This window comes from Streptomyces sp. NPDC052701 (assembly GCF_040678355.1).
Lineage (GTDB): Bacteria > Actinomycetota > Actinomycetes > Streptomycetales > Streptomycetaceae > Streptomyces.
Genome location: NZ_JBFATO010000029.1, coordinates 44,583 through 59,402, shown reverse-complemented (window position 1 = coordinate 59,402; position 14,820 = coordinate 44,583). Strand labels below are relative to the sequence as shown.

At 68.9% G+C, this 14,820-nt stretch carries 16 protein-coding genes and 1 CRISPR repeat array (1 of these 17 cut by a window edge); of the genes, 8 read left to right on the top strand and 8 right to left on the bottom strand.

Going from position 1 to position 14,820, the window contains the following annotated elements:
* Nucleotides 1-61: 61 nt before the first annotated feature.
* The 7 genes from AB0L29_RS26610 to AB0L29_RS26580 form a co-directional block, all read right to left on the bottom strand.
* Nucleotides 62-1,783, bottom strand: coding sequence for a DUF2637 domain-containing protein (locus AB0L29_RS26610; protein WP_365830294.1), 1,722 nt, complete (start codon nt 1,781-1,783; stop codon nt 62-64).
* A gap of 320 nt (nt 1,784-2,103) precedes the next feature.
* The gene (locus AB0L29_RS26605; RefSeq protein WP_365830340.1) at nt 2,104-2,295 is read right to left on the bottom strand and encodes a DUF5999 family protein; all 192 of its coding nucleotides are present in this window, start codon (nt 2,293-2,295) and stop codon (nt 2,104-2,106) included.
* Between the two features lie 201 nt (nt 2,296-2,496).
* A complete protein-coding gene (locus tag AB0L29_RS26600) occupies nt 2,497-2,802 on the bottom strand; it encodes a WhiB family transcriptional regulator (RefSeq protein ID WP_365830293.1) in 306 nt (101 codons plus the stop codon).
* A 154-nt stretch (nt 2,803-2,956) separates the two neighbouring features.
* Complete coding sequence (locus AB0L29_RS26595) at nt 2,957-3,145, bottom strand: hypothetical protein (RefSeq protein ID WP_365830292.1); 189 nt, start codon at nt 3,143-3,145, stop codon at nt 2,957-2,959.
* A gap of 82 nt (nt 3,146-3,227) precedes the next feature.
* A complete protein-coding gene (locus AB0L29_RS26590; RefSeq protein ID WP_365830291.1) occupies nt 3,228-3,671 on the bottom strand; it encodes a hypothetical protein in 444 nt (147 codons plus the stop codon).
* 112 nt (nt 3,672-3,783) lie between these two features.
* Entirely contained in the window at nt 3,784-4,269 is a 486-nt protein-coding gene (locus tag AB0L29_RS26585; protein WP_365830289.1) for an ATP-binding protein, read from the bottom strand.
* A 248-nt stretch (nt 4,270-4,517) separates the two neighbouring features.
* The gene (locus AB0L29_RS26580; protein ID WP_365830287.1) at nt 4,518-5,306 is read right to left on the bottom strand and encodes a hypothetical protein; all 789 of its coding nucleotides are present in this window, start codon (nt 5,304-5,306) and stop codon (nt 4,518-4,520) included.
* 501 nt (nt 5,307-5,807) lie between these two features.
* On the opposite strand from AB0L29_RS26580, the gene AB0L29_RS26575 reads away from it, so the two are divergent.
* From AB0L29_RS26575 to AB0L29_RS26550, 6 genes are all read left to right on the top strand, one after another.
* A complete protein-coding gene (locus AB0L29_RS26575; RefSeq protein ID WP_365830285.1) occupies nt 5,808-6,614 on the top strand; it encodes a GntR family transcriptional regulator in 807 nt (268 codons plus the stop codon).
* A gap of 84 nt (nt 6,615-6,698) precedes the next feature.
* Nucleotides 6,699-7,259: a UTRA domain-containing protein gene (locus tag AB0L29_RS26570; RefSeq protein ID WP_365830284.1), complete on the top strand. Its 561-nt coding sequence runs from the start codon at nt 6,699-6,701 to the stop codon at nt 7,257-7,259.
* Nucleotides 7,260-7,345: 86 nt separating this feature from the next.
* Nucleotides 7,346-7,669 carry a hypothetical protein gene (locus tag AB0L29_RS26565; protein ID WP_365830283.1) on the top strand — a complete coding sequence of 108 codons (324 nt, stop codon included), beginning with the start codon at nt 7,346-7,348 and terminating at the stop codon, nt 7,667-7,669.
* Between the two features lie 999 nt (nt 7,670-8,668).
* Nucleotides 8,669-10,162 carry a helix-turn-helix domain-containing protein gene (locus AB0L29_RS26560; protein ID WP_365830282.1) on the top strand — a complete coding sequence of 498 codons (1,494 nt, stop codon included), beginning with the start codon at nt 8,669-8,671 and terminating at the stop codon, nt 10,160-10,162.
* A 9-nt stretch (nt 10,163-10,171) separates the two neighbouring features.
* The gene (locus tag AB0L29_RS26555) at nt 10,172-11,038 is read left to right on the top strand and encodes a DciA family protein (RefSeq protein ID WP_365830281.1); all 867 of its coding nucleotides are present in this window, start codon (nt 10,172-10,174) and stop codon (nt 11,036-11,038) included.
* A 227-nt stretch (nt 11,039-11,265) separates the two neighbouring features.
* The gene (locus AB0L29_RS26550; protein ID WP_365830280.1) at nt 11,266-11,655 is read left to right on the top strand and encodes a hypothetical protein; all 390 of its coding nucleotides are present in this window, start codon (nt 11,266-11,268) and stop codon (nt 11,653-11,655) included.
* A 277-nt stretch (nt 11,656-11,932) separates the two neighbouring features.
* Here AB0L29_RS26550 and AB0L29_RS26545 read toward each other — a convergent pair whose 3' ends face one another.
* On the bottom strand, nt 11,933-12,733 hold the full coding sequence (locus tag AB0L29_RS26545) for a hypothetical protein (RefSeq protein WP_365830279.1): 801 nt from the start codon (nt 12,731-12,733) through the stop codon (nt 11,933-11,935).
* A gap of 332 nt (nt 12,734-13,065) precedes the next feature.
* Between AB0L29_RS26545 and AB0L29_RS26540 the strand changes: the two genes are divergently transcribed.
* Entirely contained in the window at nt 13,066-13,296 is a 231-nt protein-coding gene (locus AB0L29_RS26540) for a hypothetical protein (protein WP_365830278.1), read from the top strand.
* A complete protein-coding gene (locus AB0L29_RS26535; protein ID WP_365830277.1) occupies nt 13,241-13,981 on the top strand; it encodes a hypothetical protein in 741 nt (246 codons plus the stop codon). Before AB0L29_RS26540 ends, AB0L29_RS26535 begins: the two co-directional genes overlap by 56 nt.
* Before the next feature lie 108 nt (nt 13,982-14,089).
* Nucleotides 14,090-14,820: direct repeats of the CRISPR family, unit length 29 nt; unit sequence GGGACCATCCCCGCGGGTGCGGGGAGCAG; it runs 1,799 nt beyond the window's last position.

Genomic DNA, 14,820 nt, shown 5'->3' with positions numbered 1-14,820 from the left:
GCAGCGAGGGCCAGCCCAATGCCCGTGGGCTGGCCCTCACTGGTGTGTGCCGGACGGTGGATCAGGGGCGGTAGCCGGCGGCGAGCAGTTCGGCGGCCTCCTGGCGGTACTCGGAGGCAGTGCCGGGCGAGACTTCGAGCTTGCGCTGGATGTCGGCGAGCGGAAGCTGGCCCGCGACGCCGGCCGCGCTCCCGAGGATCATCCGGGCGACCTTGCGGACCGCCCGCTCGCGCGGGGAGAGCTTCGCGGCGTCTTCGGCTTCGACCGCGCGCCGCTCGATTTCGGCAGCGACCCGCCGCGTTTCGGCAGCAGCCCGCTCGGCTTCGGCGGCCTCCTTCTTGGCACGCGCGATGTCCGCGAGCGCGGCCTCCCGGCGGCGGTCCTCCTCTGCCTTCTTGCGGTCGGCTTCGGCAGCAGCGCGCCGTGTTTCGGCGGCAGCCTTCTCCGTTTCGGCAGCACGCCGGTCCGCTTCGGCAGCGGCCTGGCGGGCTTCGGCGATGGCCTGGGTCTCGATGGCCTGTGCCTCCGCCGCGGCGACCCGGTCGGCCTCCGCCGCTTCCTTCCGCTTCTGGGCTGCCTGGCGCTCCAGCTCGGCTGCCTCCAGGTCGGCGGCGGCCTTCGCCTTGCGCTCCTGGGCCTCCTTGCGCTCCGCCTCGGCCTCGCGGGCGCGGGCCTCGGCGATGAGGGCCTGGTCCAGGGCCTCCTGCTCCAGCGCGGCGGCCCGCTCTGCGGCGCTGACCTGGGCCCGGGCGTGGGCGCGGGCCTGGCCGGTCTGGCCGTCGACCTCCGCGCGGACCGCCTCGACCTTGCCCTTGGCACGCAGCCGCTCGGCTTCGGCCTCCGCCTTGGCGATCTCGCTACGGGTCTCCGCGTCCAGGCGGCGGCGCTCGGCCTCCTCCTGCCGCTCCTGAGCTGCCTGTTCCTGCTCGTCGGGCATGGCCAGGGCCTGGGCGACGGTGTAGCCGTACGGCGCCATCTTCATCGGCAGCAGCTCATCCTCGGTGGCCTCGGACAGATCGCCCTCGTACTTGCGCTTGAGCCACTGCTCGTAGGCGATGAGCTCCTGGTCCCGGCGGATCATCTCCGGGTAGGAGGTGACGCCCCACAGCCGCATCCGGCGGAAGATCCGGGCCGTCGCCACCGGAGCGAGCACCCAGCGCAGCCACGGGATCGAGTCGCGTTCAGCCTGGTCAGGCCGGACGACGCGGTCGATCGAGGTGCGGCCCAGCTCCACCACCATGATGAAGAGGACCGGCACGACGCCGTGCGCGCCGGCCGCGACGTAGTCCAGCAGCTCCCACGTCCCTTCCGGGGCGCCGGAGGCGGCGTTGAGGACCACGGTCGCGGCCGTCAGCAGCCACACCGGGTAGCGGATCCAGCTGATGGGACGCTTGAGCCAGGCCATCAGCAGGTCGACCGCGATCATCACCATGATGCCGACGTCGACACCGACCGCGAACAGCTGGCCCTTGCCCAGCGACCCGAAGCGCAGCTCCTTGAAGGCGAACTGGGCGACGTGCTCGAAGGACAGATAGAGGCCGATGCCCGCGAGGGCGAGCGCGGCGATGACGATCGCGCCGGCCGTCCACTTCTGGGTGCCGGTCAGTCGTCCCGGGGACGGCTTCGTTCCGGTTCCGCTTTCCGCCCCCGAAACGGACTCGGGCGCGTCCGAAACGAGCTCGGGCGTCCGCGAAACCGTCTCACGCGTTCCCGAAACGGCGGCCGAGGGAGGGGAGTCGGGGTCAGGTTCGGCCGCCGTCCGCGGCCAGTCAGCGATCGTCATGGGGGCCTCCGGAATGAGTGATTCAGGGGGTGGGCGAAACGGTGGGGGCTGCTCCCGAAACGCAGGCGGCTGCTCCCGAAACGGTGGTCGGCGGAGCCGGAACGGGCCCCGAGGGGATCGGGGTCGTCCTGAAACAGGCCGTGGTGAAAAGTCGGCATCCCGCAGGGCGGGCGGCTCGTCCGGGAAAGTGCTGGGGGCGGGCTCGAAACTCCTCGTGGCTCCCGCCGGGCGGGAGCGAAACGGGACTGCCCGGCTCCCCGTCACCGCCCGACCCGGCCGCCACGGTGGTGGGCGGTCGGTGCGGGCGGATCAGGCAGCCGTCAGACCAGGGCCGTGACGGGCCGGTGCGGAGCGATGACCCGGCCGTCGGGGAGCAGCTCGCCGGTGTCCTCGAAGGCCAGGACGCCGTTGCACAGCAGGCTCCAGCCCTGTTCCGGGTGGCCGGCCACGACGTGCGCGGCCTCCCGGTCCGGGCTGTCGGCGGTCGGGCATGGCGGTGTGTGCGTGCACAGCGAGTCCGGCAGCCGGGTGGAGCCGGTGGCAGTCGTCGCGGCGTCGAGCTGGATGCTGCTACACATGGGCTCTCCTGGGGGGAAGCGGGTCCGGGTTTTCCCGGGCTGGAGACGTGCGAAAGGCCGGCCGCCCGTCGTGCGGGCGGCCGGTCGGTGGCAGTGCTGGCGGGCCAGAAGTTGCCCGCCGGTCTCGTCCAGCGGTCAGGTGCCGGCGCGCTTGCGGGTAGCGCGGCGCTTCATCCGGCGCCGATCGTCCTCGTCGGTGCCGCCCCACACCCCGTGCTCCTGGCCGCTCTCCAGCGCCCACTGCAGGCAGTGTTCGATGACCGGGCAGCGTCGGCACACGGCCTTGGCCTCCTCGATCTGCAGCAGGGCCGGGCCGGTGTTGCCGACCGGGAAGAACAGCTCGGGGTCCTCGTCCTTGCAGGCGGCGCCGCGCCAGTTGGTGTTGACCGGCAGGTCGGCGGAAGGGGTGTAGGTGGTGCGCACGATGGACGCGCGATTCATCAGGGCCTCCAGAAGGTCCGTACGAGACAGCCCCAGGGGTGCGAGTCCTGGGGCTGCTTGCGTGATGGCGGCCGGACGGCCGGAGCAGGGATGACATCCCGACGCTCTCCGCCGTCCCCGCCGGTGAGGGCGGGAACGACGGGCAATGCCGGAGTCAGCGGCGCTGCTGCTTGGACTGGCGGGTGGTGTAGGCGTCCTGGAGCCGGGCAAAGCGCTCGTGAATCGGCGCGCCGACCGGACATTCCCGGCCGGCCTGACAGGCCGCGCAGTCGCTGGAGTGCTCGGTGGAGGCGCTGTACGCCTTCATGTAGCGGACGTACAGATCGTCGGTCGGGCGGCTCATCGACGGTTGTTCTTCGACTGCTTGTTCCGCTCCGCGTTCTTCCGCGAGAGCTCAGCACGCTCCTCGTCGGTCAGGCCGGTGATCACAAGACCATCTCCTCGGCAGCAGCGCCGCGTACGTCATCGGCCTCGCGCACCAGGTAGTCCGACGTGGTCCAGACGGAACCGATCGCGAACGGCTCGGCGCCCGGGCGGAGTACGTCCTTGACGATCAGTGCCCACTGGGCGCAGCGTCGGTTGAGCAGCGCGCGAGCGTGCTCCGGGTCGCGGATCAGGGCCAGGACCTCGAAGGCCCCGTCCTGGTTCTGATAGATCGCTCCCGCGCCACGCGGGCCAATCTGCTCGTCAACGACCCGGCGGAGCGCTCCGAGGATTACCGGGTCGCTCTGTGACGTGGAATGCTGCCGCGGGTGGGGACGGCCGCCGGCGGGGGAGGGCTGGCGGCCGTCACGCTCATGCGGGGTGGGCCGCATCGGAAGCGGCGGCCGGTCGGCCAGGACGGCCGAGGATGACATGATGCTGGTCATGCAGGTCGTGTCCTTTCCAGAGAGTGACCTGCGACAAGAACCCCCAGGGGGCCAGTCCCTGGGGGTTCGTCGCGTCATATGAGCCCCGCCGAGCTGAACTGCGGGGAGTGCGTCAGCTGGGCAGGCACCCGAGATGGCACCGGATCTGCTTGCCGAGCGGTGACGGCTCGACCGTCCAGCGCTCGGTCAGCAGGTCCAGCAGGTGCAGACCGCGCCCGGACATCGCCTCGGTGCTGTCCAGAGCGACGTCGCGGCGGGTCGGCTGACCCGGCACGGCATCGTGGACGATCACCTCGATGCCCGGCGAGGTGGCGTACACCTCCACGATCAGAGGCACGGGCCCTTCGGTACTGGCCCGCACGGCATTGCCCATCAGCTCGGACACCACGAGCTCCGCGGTCTCGCCGAGGTCGGGACCGGGTCCGTACCGCGTCGGAACGGACCGGGTCAGCGCCCGGACAACGCTGAAGGCCTCGGGGGAGGCCGTCAGCACGGCGTGGAAGCCCTTGTCGCGTTCACTCACTACCAGGCCCGGGGCAGGCGCGGGCCACTCGCTCAACGCCACGGTGTGCAGAGCGTCGGAGACGGCCGCGGTCACCGTCCTCCTCCTCCTCCTCCTCCGCCCTGCCGGGCTCGGCGCAGGGCCTCGTCCAGGTCGGGGTCGGAGTCGGTCGGGTGCTGTGCGATGCTGTTGTGCATCAGGTCCTCCAGTCAGGTCCTGGACAGCCCCGGGGGGTTCCAAGTCGCCGGGGCTGTCGTTGTGTTGGCTGTCGTACGAGCAACCACGGCCCCGGCCGCCCCCTTGATGCAGGGCGGCCGGGGCCGTGGTCGTTCGTTCGGAGCGGGTCAGCGGGTGGGGCGCTCCGGGTGGAGCGTCTTGAGTGGCACGCTGCGGGCCTCGGTCGGCGCGTCCCCGACCGGCAGCTGCGAGCGCCGGATGTCGGCGTCCTGCACCTTCGGGAGCACCGAGGTCCACTCAGACGTCCGCTTCGAAAGGGCGGCGTACTGGCGATCGAAGCGCTGGCGTTCCCGGGCGAAGAACTCGCGGACGGCCCGGCGCCTGGGCTCCTGGCGGTACAGCCGGAGGAAGGTGACGGCTAAGCGCTCACCGTCGTGGCAGGGCAGCGGCTGCCCGTCGCGGCCCGTCGCCTCGCCCTTGCAGGCCGAGCAGCGCTGCTGGTGCTGCCGGAACACGCGGCGGACCTGCTCCGCGCTGAGCGGGACGGACCCGATCTGGCTGGCGGCCGGGGCGGGCTTCACCTTCGGCTTCGGCAGCACCTTGGTGGCGCGCCGAGAAGCGGTGGTCGGGGCCGCCTCGATCAGCTCCGTGCGCCAGGCGTCGACCTCAACCTCGATGATGACCCGGCGGTTGCTGCCTTCCGTGCAGCGGCGTCGTTCGGCCGCGCCGGCGCGGCCGGTGTGGTGCGGCACCAGCTTCGGTGTGCCCAGCATGCCGGTGATCGGGACCCAGGTGGAGCAGTCGGGGCAGACCAGGTGCTCCTTGCCGGGGGTCAGGTCGAGCGCGTTGGCCTTGAGGTCGGAGGCGATGATCGGCGGGCGGTGGCTGACGTTCGGGGTGCGGGTCTTGCGGCGGCGCTTGCGGGCCTTCGGCATCGCGGGCGTCGTAGTCGTCATAGGGGACTCCTCGTGATCGGAGGAACGGAGCGCATCGTGGTGCTCTCTCCGCCCGTCAGGCCACACGGGTCGACCCCGGCGTCCTGATGGACGGACAGCGCATCTGCGCTGCGACGTGCACGCGGGAGCCACACCAGCCAGGGGACTGGTCCGGGGGATTTGGTGGAGCTATCAACCCCGGCCCTCCCCGTCAGGGGAAGGGGCTTCCTGCGGTCTTGCTGCCGGTCGCTGCTTCTGAGACAAGCGGACGCACACGACCAGCCACTACACCCCGCACACGGCTACTCACCGCTTGCCGGGCATCTCGATTAGAACCCCGCTATCCCCTCGGGGTCAACCTGTCTAGCTAACTACTTTCTTACACCCCGTCTGACCTGGTACTTTGTTGGCAAGATTAAACACAGGCGAGTCTCGCCTTTCGAGAAACAACTAGACATGCGATGCTGTGCGCACCGGGTAGCGAGATCCGCTAGCCGCACGATGCGCACGGGAGGGGGAGCAGTGGCCGCCAAGAGGGAGCCTGGGAAGGTCGAACGGATCACGTCTGAGATCCGGGACAAGATCGCGAAGGGCGCACTTGCGCCTGGGTCACGCCTGCCTGGCGTGCCTCAGCTTCAGAGGGAACACGGCATCGCCTATCAGACGGCTCGTGACATCTACGGCACGCTCGAGGGTGAGGGCCTTGTGTTCTCGCGTCGCGGCAAGGGGACGTTCGTTTCCCTGGTAATCGGAAAGATCATCTCTGATCGCACGACCCGCTACCTGGCCGTGCTCCGTGAGGCCGGCGGCGCGGCCGGGGCCTATGAAGCGGAAATGAGAGCGAGGGGACTCGAACCAAAGAACACCGTCGTCATCGACCGTGATGTGCCCCCCAAGAAGGTGGCCGAAATTTTTCGGATGCACCACCGTGCCAAGACCCTGAAGCGTCAGCGGATCATGTCTGCGGGTTTGCCTGGCAACGACGAAGCGATCGAGGTCGTCCAAGTGGCCACAAGCTGGTTCCCCCCGGACATCGTCGACGCAGTCCCTGTGCTTGCCGAACGTGAGACGGGAGTCGGAGGCAGCAAATCACGGATGGCGGAAGCCGGGTTCAAGCAGGTACGCCTTCGTGAGGAAGTCGAGGTTAGACCCCCTACGGCTAGCGAAGCTGCCGCACTTGGCGTGCCGGTTGAACAGGCCGTCCTAGAGATCACGCATATGGGGATGACCACTGAAGGCCGCGTCGTGGAGGTCTGTGTGCATGTGCTGCCTCGGGCCAAGTGGCGCCTCGCATATGAGTGGCCCATCGACACCCAGGAACCCGGGTGACATGTAGGAACGCCCGACCTGCTCCGGTGAGAGCCGGGGTGGACCGAATACCCATCGACTACAACAGCTAGGAGCTTGCACCACATGGCTAACAACCGCATCGACGAGACCGGCACGATCCTGCGCGACGCCAGCACTCGGTACACCGCTGCCCGGCGTGAGGAAAACGGCGCGCACGGTGCGTTCGACGCAGAGCTGCAGCGTGCTGGCCGGGCACCGCGCTCCGAGGTTTCTGTCAGCCGCGCGGCCGCCCCGGCCGATGTCGCCGAGCTGCTGGGCACCGACGGCGAGGTTGTCGTCCGCGCCCGCGAGATGTACGACGGTGACCGCCCGGTCCAGCTCGCTACCACGTACATTCCCGTTGATGTTGCTGAGGCTGCTCGCATTGAACAGGACGACACCGGCGTGGGCGGCATCATCAGCCGCATGAAGGAGGCCGGATTCGACCAGGGCGACGCTGCCACCGAAGACGTCACGCTGCGGCCGGCTACCGCTGACGAGGCCGCTCGCCTCGGTCTGCCGGAAGGCGCGGACGTTCTGACCATCAACCACATCGGACGCACGGCCGACGGGCGGGTCGTTGAGGTGACCCAGCACGTGCTGGCCAAGGGCTGGACGCTGCGGTACTCCGTGCCGCTGGCCTAACTTCGCACGCCCCGTGTCGGTGCCCTGCCTAAGACAGGGCACCGACCGGCACCCTCCTTTTTGGACTCCAGGAGATTGAGCCCTTCATGAACGCCGGAAAGCGCCTAACCAGCGAAGAGTTGGTGGAAGAGCTCCGCAGCGCGCTGGATGCTGAAAACGGCTGGCTTCCAGCCCTCGTGAGCCCCGAGGGGCCAGCTGGCGTCTCCAAGGAAGCAACGCTCACCGCGGTGGTCAGAGGGCTGCAGGAGTTTGCGGAGCTGCCCGTTCTACCGGAAACCGTCGCTCGCCAACTTAGAAGCGCGGCCGACGCGGCTGACGCCGCCCTCGTCACTGAGGGCAGTGCACAGTACGGGGCCCTGGGGGCCGCCTACGCGTACATCGTCCAGGCTCGGCGCGCGGCCATCGAATGATGATGTCTGGTGGCATTCCGACTTCGCGCCCTGCGGGATGGCCAGTGACTTTCCCGTGGGGCGAGTGGTCTTCTACGTATTTCCTGCATAGCAGGCCTGGCATTTTGGGCACATCGGGCGTTGCGCGACACCTGATGGAAGGTGATCGCGGACTGAAGAGTACCGGTACCCGCGGAACTGCATGTGCAGCCGTGCTGTCTCGTCATCGTGATCACGTCGGCGCGAGCGTTTTCAGGTATGTCGACGCCGACCTCGGAATTAAGGAGGTCGGGGTGACGTAGCCGCCACCGACCGCGTGCCAAGGAGTGGACTCGCAATCCACCGTGGCCACGCGGCCCGTCTCTCCGACCGGGATTCGCACCCGTGTCGGCCGCCCAGTCTCCGGCTCGCACCCGGCTCTGGGCTCCAGCTCATCGAGCTGGCTCATCACACACGGTCCATAAGGACCACCACAACCGCAGTCACCTCTCTCGCAAAGAGGCTTCTGCATCCGGTTCCGCCGGCTTCGCGGGCCGTCGGGACCAGCACGACCAGCCCGAGGGCTGTTCGCACCATCCGTCCGACAAGAGACCAGGGAGGCCCTTCTCGTCCGGTGCCCGCTCCTCGCGGAGAGGGCTGCCACCCGCATCCACTCGCCGGCCCTTCCCGTTGGCGCGGGACGGTCCGACTTGCACATGGAAGTAGGTGCCCCGCCATAGTGCACGACCTCGCGTCCCGTTGTCAGCTCAGCTGTGTCCGTTTGGTTCGGTTTAGACTCAATTGCGCTTCTCGCCTGACGGGATTCTTAGACTTTTTTGGCCCCATTAGCGTCATTGGTCGCAATGATTCCCCAGCTCGGTGTGGCACATCAGCCTGGGGCCGACAAACCTATTCAAAGTTCAGCCGCGTGCGACCCGTCGCTGTCCACGGCCCCGGCGCCGGATGCCGGACTCTGTCCACAGGTGACTTGCTCCAAGGGCGTCTGACGGTCCGCGTTCAGGCCTCTCCGCGGATGGACCGGTGAGCGGCGTGACGGCGACGTCCCCCGTGACGGTGCGCGCTCCGCGTCCTTCCGACGATGAGGCGGTCGACATGCTGCCGGGCCTGTTCGTGCCGGAGGCGCGGCAGTGGCTGTCGACGTCGACGGGCCGGGTCGCGCCGGACGGTTACAGCTGGATGCAGGGCGTGCACTGGGTGGCGGGTTCGGGCTTGTACGAGCCGCGGCGGCACCGCTCACACGGGCCTCGCTCGTTCGGGCCGACGACGGTGTTCATCGCGCAGCTGCTCAGCGAGCTGTCGCCGTGCCGTCCGGGGATCGAATACCTGATGCGTCGCACCGGCCTGTCCGAGCGGTCGGTGGAGTACCACCTGCAGATTCTGCGGGAGGCCGGGCTGCTCGCGTACATCGTGAAGGGCACCCGGCAGCGGAGCGGACCATCGCTGGCATCGGAGTTCGCGCTGATGCTGCCGCCGGCGTTCGATGCCGCGCTGGGGATTCGTACGGCTGGTGAGGGCGCCGGGCGGCGGATGACGGGAATCGCAGAAGCGGGCCGGGAGCTGATGGCGAAGCTGGCGGCGAAGGCGGCCCGGAAAGTGCGACGGCCCCGGCCGACGATGTCCTCAAGGACGGTGGCGAAGGGCGCCCGGAAGAGGGCTGCTGAAGCCTCTGGGACCACTGTTTCGGCTGGATCGCGTTGCACCCCAATGGGGGGTGGTGCTGATGGTTCTTCTACTGCGGGTGCTACTCCTATCCCCCCTGAGAGCAAGCTCGCCAGCGGGAAGCGCAAGTCCCCCACCCCGAAAGAGCCCAAGGCGAAGGCCGTCGGCTGCCGGAAGCTGAACCGCGTCGGCCGTCGTTTCCAGCTCGCCCGGGAGCTCACCCAGGAGCTGGACTGGCTGCGCGGCTGCTCAGTACCCCGGATCGCCTGGGTCGCCCGAAACGTTGCTGACGCCGGGTGGACCGTGACCGATGTCCGCGCCTGGCTGCACCTACGCGGTGAGGCGGCCCGGGTCCGGCGTGGCTCCGGCCTGCTTGCGGTGCTGCTGTCGAACGCGGTGACCGTGCTGGACACCCCGGCCAAGCGTGCCGAGGCCGTCGCCCAGTGGCGAGCTGCTCAGGAAGCGGCCCGTCGTGACCGCATCCAGCAGGTCCGTACCCAGCGGGAGCGCTTCGAGGGCGACTGGCAAGTCCCCACCAGCCGCGCCGTCACGCGCCAGGTGGCTCAGGCGATGGCCCACGTCCACGAGACGGCTAACGGCGGCCGCCACAAAGACCAGGCCCCGGCCGCGGACGACCGGTGCGAGGACGTAGGGCTGACTGACCTGCAGATCGACCAGATGCGTGCCCAGGCGCGAGGCGAGCTTATGCGGGGCGTGACCGATCTGATCGACCTGGCGGTCGACTCCATGGGCCGCGATGCCGCCGAACAGCTCTACGGCACAGACCTGATGCGCCGCGCCCGCCAGCTGGCCAGTGCCGCCCGCAGCTTGCACATGACCATCACCCACCGCTAGGAGGCCTAGATGACCGAGAGCACCACCCACATCGAGCAGGCCGGCATGGACGGCCCGGAGCTGTCCGGCGTCGACCTCGCGCGGGTCGCGCTGCACGCTGCCCGCGAGGCCGCCCGCAAGCGCGGCGACAGCGAGGCCCGGATGCCGCGCCGCCGCACTCAGCGTGCCGTCAAGCGCGACGGCCGCGAGCCGACCGGGTTCGCCGCCGTACTCCAGGGCTTGATGGCGGAGCGGGCCTGGGCCATCCCGGCCGCTGGCGGCAGCGTTCTGGATCGCTGGCCGGACATCGCGGCCGCAGTCTCCTCCAGGTTGCCCGAGCACGTCCAGGCCGTCGCGTTCCACGCTGAGTCCGGGCAGCTGGATCTGCGCCCGGACTCGCCGGCCTACGCCACCCAGCTGCGGCTGATCACCGCCCGAATCGTCGCCGCGGCGAACCATGCGGTCGGCACCGACGTTGTCCGCACCATCCGGGTCCTGGCCGCCGGCGCCGCACCCGAGCCCCGCACGACGGAGCCCGCCCCGCAGACCGCTGCCGCGCACCAAGCACCGGTGAAAGCCCGCGAAATGGCCTGCGAGGGTTACCACCAAGCGCTCACCGCGCACCAGGCGGCCCGGCCCGACCGGCACGTCGACCCGGCCATCGCGGAGGCGATCGAGTCGCAGACCCGCGCCCTGCGCCAGCTCAGCCGACATGCCTTCCCCGACCCGGACCCCGGCGATCAGCCCAGCCCGATCGAAGCCGCACAAGCCCAGCACCGCCGCCAAACCGCAGCCACCGAAGCCGCTGCGCTGCACCGGGCCCGGACGGAGCGTAACCGTGCCCGGATGGGTGGTACCGACACCGACACCGAGGAGCAGAGGAGTAGACGGCGATGAGCCTGCACAGGAAGGCCCGGATGCGGCTCGCGCAGGGCTTGGAGCTGGACGCCCCGCCAGCGCCGCTGCCGGTGTCGCATAGCTGATCACAGTAGGCGTCTTTCGGCAGGCCGCCCGCCTGTTTCTACTGCTTTCTCATGCGGCTCGCCGCCATCATCTGCCCTTCTTCAGACCGCCTGCCTCGCCCCTTCTAGACTGGCGACGCCACACGAAAGGATTGATCATTTATGCGCCCTTTGGACTACCGCGATTACCTAGTTGACCTGCTGAAAAACTCCCCCGACGTGCAGCGGGTGGAGGTCCTGGAGAACGGCCCCTACCCGTATGCGCTGGCGGCGACGGTCGCAGGCCGTGAGCAGCGTTGGCAGGTGATCGGTCAGCTGGCCGACGGCGCGAAGCACGACAACACGACGCCGCCGGTCCAGGGGCAGCCTCCTGCGTTCGTGGCGGCTCCGGCGACGGCTGCTCCGGATGCGTGGCTGGCTGGGGTGATCGGTTCCGCGGAGCCGGTGGACACGGAGCGCATCGAGGTGTGGTCGACGCGCGAGGATAACAACGCGCAGGGACTGACCGTCTTCTTCCGAAACAGCGAGCGTGCATTCGTGCGCCTGATCTGACCCCTTTCCGGCTCTTTCTCTCTGGCCTCATGGTGCGGGGAGTGATCCCGCCGAAAGGGGGCCGGAATGTGTGATCAGCAGGGTGTGCGACGGTTCGACCCGGGTCGGGTTGGGGCTGCGTGCTCGCAGTGCGGGTCTTGGGTGGGTGCGGAGAAAGGTCAGCCGGCCGCGCATCATCAGAAGCCGGGCAGTCGGGAGACGTGCCCGGGAAGCGGACAGCCCGCGCAGTGAGTAGAAGCCCCCGGCCGCACAGTCTGCGGCCGAGGGCTTCGTGCTGTCACTGTTCGATGTCGGATGCTTCGTCGGCTGCGGCGCGGTCGTCGATGATGATGCGGACGGGTGTCCCGTCGCCGTCGCGTCCGGGCCGGTCGATGATCTCCTGCACGGCGGTGGTGATCTTGCCGTGGATGTGGGCGGCGATGGCCCGGGTGACGGGGCTCTCGGCGGTGTGGTGGACGTGGTCGAGGCTGGTGATGGCGGCTACGAGACTGGGCCCGGAGAAGCGGACGCTGACGAACCCTTCGTGGTCTTCGACGCGGCCGGGAATGTGGAAGTGCTCTTCATTGCTGGCGACTTGAATAAGGAATGCCCAGGTGTCGCGGTGGGCTTCGACGGTGGCGTGGGCGATGCCGGCGGCGGCGTGGAGGATGTCCGGATCGGGCTCGGATGCGGGTTCGACGTGCAGCTCGGGTTCGGGTGCCGGCTGCTCGATGGGCTGCGGCTCGGGGGCGGCGGCGGGTTCCTCCCTAGCCGCCTTCACCTCCGACGCCGTGGCCGGCGTCTCCCGCAGCCGAGTGTCCAACTGGCCGACGACACCGCGGATGGCGACGAGTTCGCTGCCGATGTTGGCGAGATGCCCGGTGGCGGCGTCGCTGGTGCGGCCGAGCGCTTCACGGGCGACGGCCCGGATTTCGGCGAGGCCGCTGGTGATGGCCGCGGTGGCGTCCTGCCGGGCCTGGTCGATCATGTGCTGCTGGTCGGCGACCTGCTGCTTGACGGCGGCGAGGTCGGTGGCGAGTTTCCCGAGCTGCTCGAGGACCTGCTGGATCTGGACCCTGTCTCCACTGCCGAAAAGCACGTATTCCCCCTTGCGGTCACTAACGACCTTGAAAGGGTGGAGTGGGAGCGACTTGTCGGCAAGGTCGTGAACCGGCCAGCGAATCGTCGCCAGCCGGTCACCTGCCAGCCCGCCGGCAGATGACCGGCCAATACGGAGAACCCATATGGGTTAATGAGGTTGAAGCTGCCTAAGGATGCCGCTTTGACGCTGCCACCAGCGCATCTGCCCGTGGTCTTGCGGGTACCACTTCAGTGGGCTTCACTCTCTCGGATGCTGTGTCTGCGGGGTGCCCGACTGGATGTCAGTCGGTGGTGCTTGACTGGCAGTCAGCAACGAACTGGGGGTTCGCTATGACGACGGTGATCCATAAGACGCCGGAGGAGTTACGCGAGCAGCGTGCCAGGCTGCTCGCCGAGGTCGGCATGTCCTACGAGCAGCTGCGCGATCGGGCCGAGGTGTACAGCCTGTCGATGGATGAGCTGGACGTGTGGCACACGATCGAGGGGATCGACTACCTTCTCGACGGTGAATGCCGAGGGGACGTCGAAGCTCGACGAGTTAGCAGCCGCGTTCGCGGATGATCTTACTTCTTTGACGCGGGGTGTCCTAGGTGAGGACACCCCGCGTTTCGCTGCCCTGAACACGGGGACGCGTGTTCGTGTCTCGCCGATAGCGGCGGACGAGAGGGAACTGCGAATCCCTGTCTCGATCAACGATGAACCGGTACTGAGTCTCCGAGCCCGCTACTTCTGCTGCTGGGACGGCAGCAGCACCTTCTTAGCGACGGACCAGGCGGACATCCACCTCCACTACGTGGGGATCCCGGATCCGCTGATCCGCTTCGAGTACGTGCGGAACAGCAAGGAGCCGCCGGGTGCGCACATTCAGGTGCACGCCCACCGGGACGAGATGGCGTACCTGCTGCGTCTCGCTGACGCCGGGAGACCCAAGCAGGGGTTCAAGCGACGGAAGCTGCCGCGGTTGTCGGAGATGCACTTGCCGGTGGGCGGGCATCGGATGCGGCCGGCGCTTGAGGATGTCCTGTTGTTCATGAAGCGGGAGTTCGCGATCGAGACGGCGCCGGGTTGGCGGAAGGTGATCGATGACCGTCTGCGGAACTGGCGGGAGATCCAGTTGATGTCGGCGGTCCGTGATGCGCCGGAGGCCGCCGCGGAGGTGCTACGGACTTTGGGGTACACAGTGCAGCCGCCAACGGTGATTCGGCCGCGGGTGGCTGCCGAGGACGTCAAGTTGTACTGGCCGTAGGTAGCGACGTAGGCGCCCTCGCCCCTCTCCTGAGGGTGCGAGGGCGTCGGCGTGAGCTGAGGGTTTCTTTCCTAGGTAAGTTGACGCATGCGTTAACTACCCTCTACGGGGGCCATCCCCGCAGGTGCGGGGAGCAGGGAGTGGCAGAGACGCAGCCGGGGATCGGCACGGGACCATCCCCGCGGGTGCGGGAAGCGGAGAGGCCGGGAGGTCGTGCTGTTCGCTGTTGAGGGACCATCCCCGCAGGCACGGGGAGCAGTTCGTGTTGGTGCCGCCGACGATGTGCACCTCGGGACCATCCCCGCGGGTGCGGGGAGCAGCCGGGGCCGCGCTCGGGTGGCCCCAAGAGGTCGGGACCATCCCCGCGGGTGCGGGGAGCAGACCTACACCCTGCCCGCTACCCTGCCCGCCCTGGGAGCATCCCTGCGGGTGCGGGGAGCAGACCTCGTCCACGACGTTCATCGCGGACGTGGAGGGACCATCCCCGCGGGTGCGGGGAGCAGAAGTGCTCCTCGTACTTCTCGGGAGGCATCTTGGGACCATCCCCGCGGGTGCGGGGAGCAGGGCGAGCAGCTGATCCTGCACAGCGCGCACGAGGGACCATCCCCGCGGGTGCGGGGAGCAGCTGCTACGCGGGGACTCCTCGGCCCGGGCGACGGGACCATCCCCGCGGGTGCGGGGAGCAGTTCATGGAAGGTGCGCTGTCCGGCGGGGCCTGGGGACCATCCCCGCGGGTACGGGGAGCAGAACTCCCGCACCACCAGGTTGTTGAAGGTGTCGGGACCATCCCCGCGGGTGCGGGGAGCAGTGCGGCGAAGCCCTCGAACACATCAAGAGCT

Coding starts and splice junctions, on each gene's coding strand:
- AB0L29_RS26610 (WP_365830294.1), bottom strand. CDS start 1,783: ATGACGATCGCTGACTGGCCGCGGACGGCGGCCGAACCTGACCCCGAC.
- AB0L29_RS26600 (WP_365830293.1), bottom strand. CDS start 2,802: ATGAATCGCGCGTCCATCGTGCGCACCACCTACACCCCTTCCGCCGAC.
- AB0L29_RS26595 (WP_365830292.1), bottom strand. CDS start 3,145: ATGAGCCGCCCGACCGACGATCTGTACGTCCGCTACATGAAGGCGTAC.
- AB0L29_RS26590 (WP_365830291.1), bottom strand. CDS start 3,671: ATGACCAGCATCATGTCATCCTCGGCCGTCCTGGCCGACCGGCCGCCG.
- AB0L29_RS26580 (WP_365830287.1), bottom strand. CDS start 5,306: ATGACGACTACGACGCCCGCGATGCCGAAGGCCCGCAAGCGCCGCCGC.
- AB0L29_RS26570 (WP_365830284.1), top strand. CDS start 6,699: ATGGCTAACAACCGCATCGACGAGACCGGCACGATCCTGCGCGACGCC.
- AB0L29_RS26565 (WP_365830283.1), top strand. CDS start 7,346: ATGAACGCCGGAAAGCGCCTAACCAGCGAAGAGTTGGTGGAAGAGCTC.
- AB0L29_RS26555 (WP_365830281.1), top strand. CDS start 10,172: ATGACCGAGAGCACCACCCACATCGAGCAGGCCGGCATGGACGGCCCG.
- AB0L29_RS26550 (WP_365830280.1), top strand. CDS start 11,266: ATGCGCCCTTTGGACTACCGCGATTACCTAGTTGACCTGCTGAAAAAC.
- AB0L29_RS26540 (WP_365830278.1), top strand. CDS start 13,066: ATGACGACGGTGATCCATAAGACGCCGGAGGAGTTACGCGAGCAGCGT.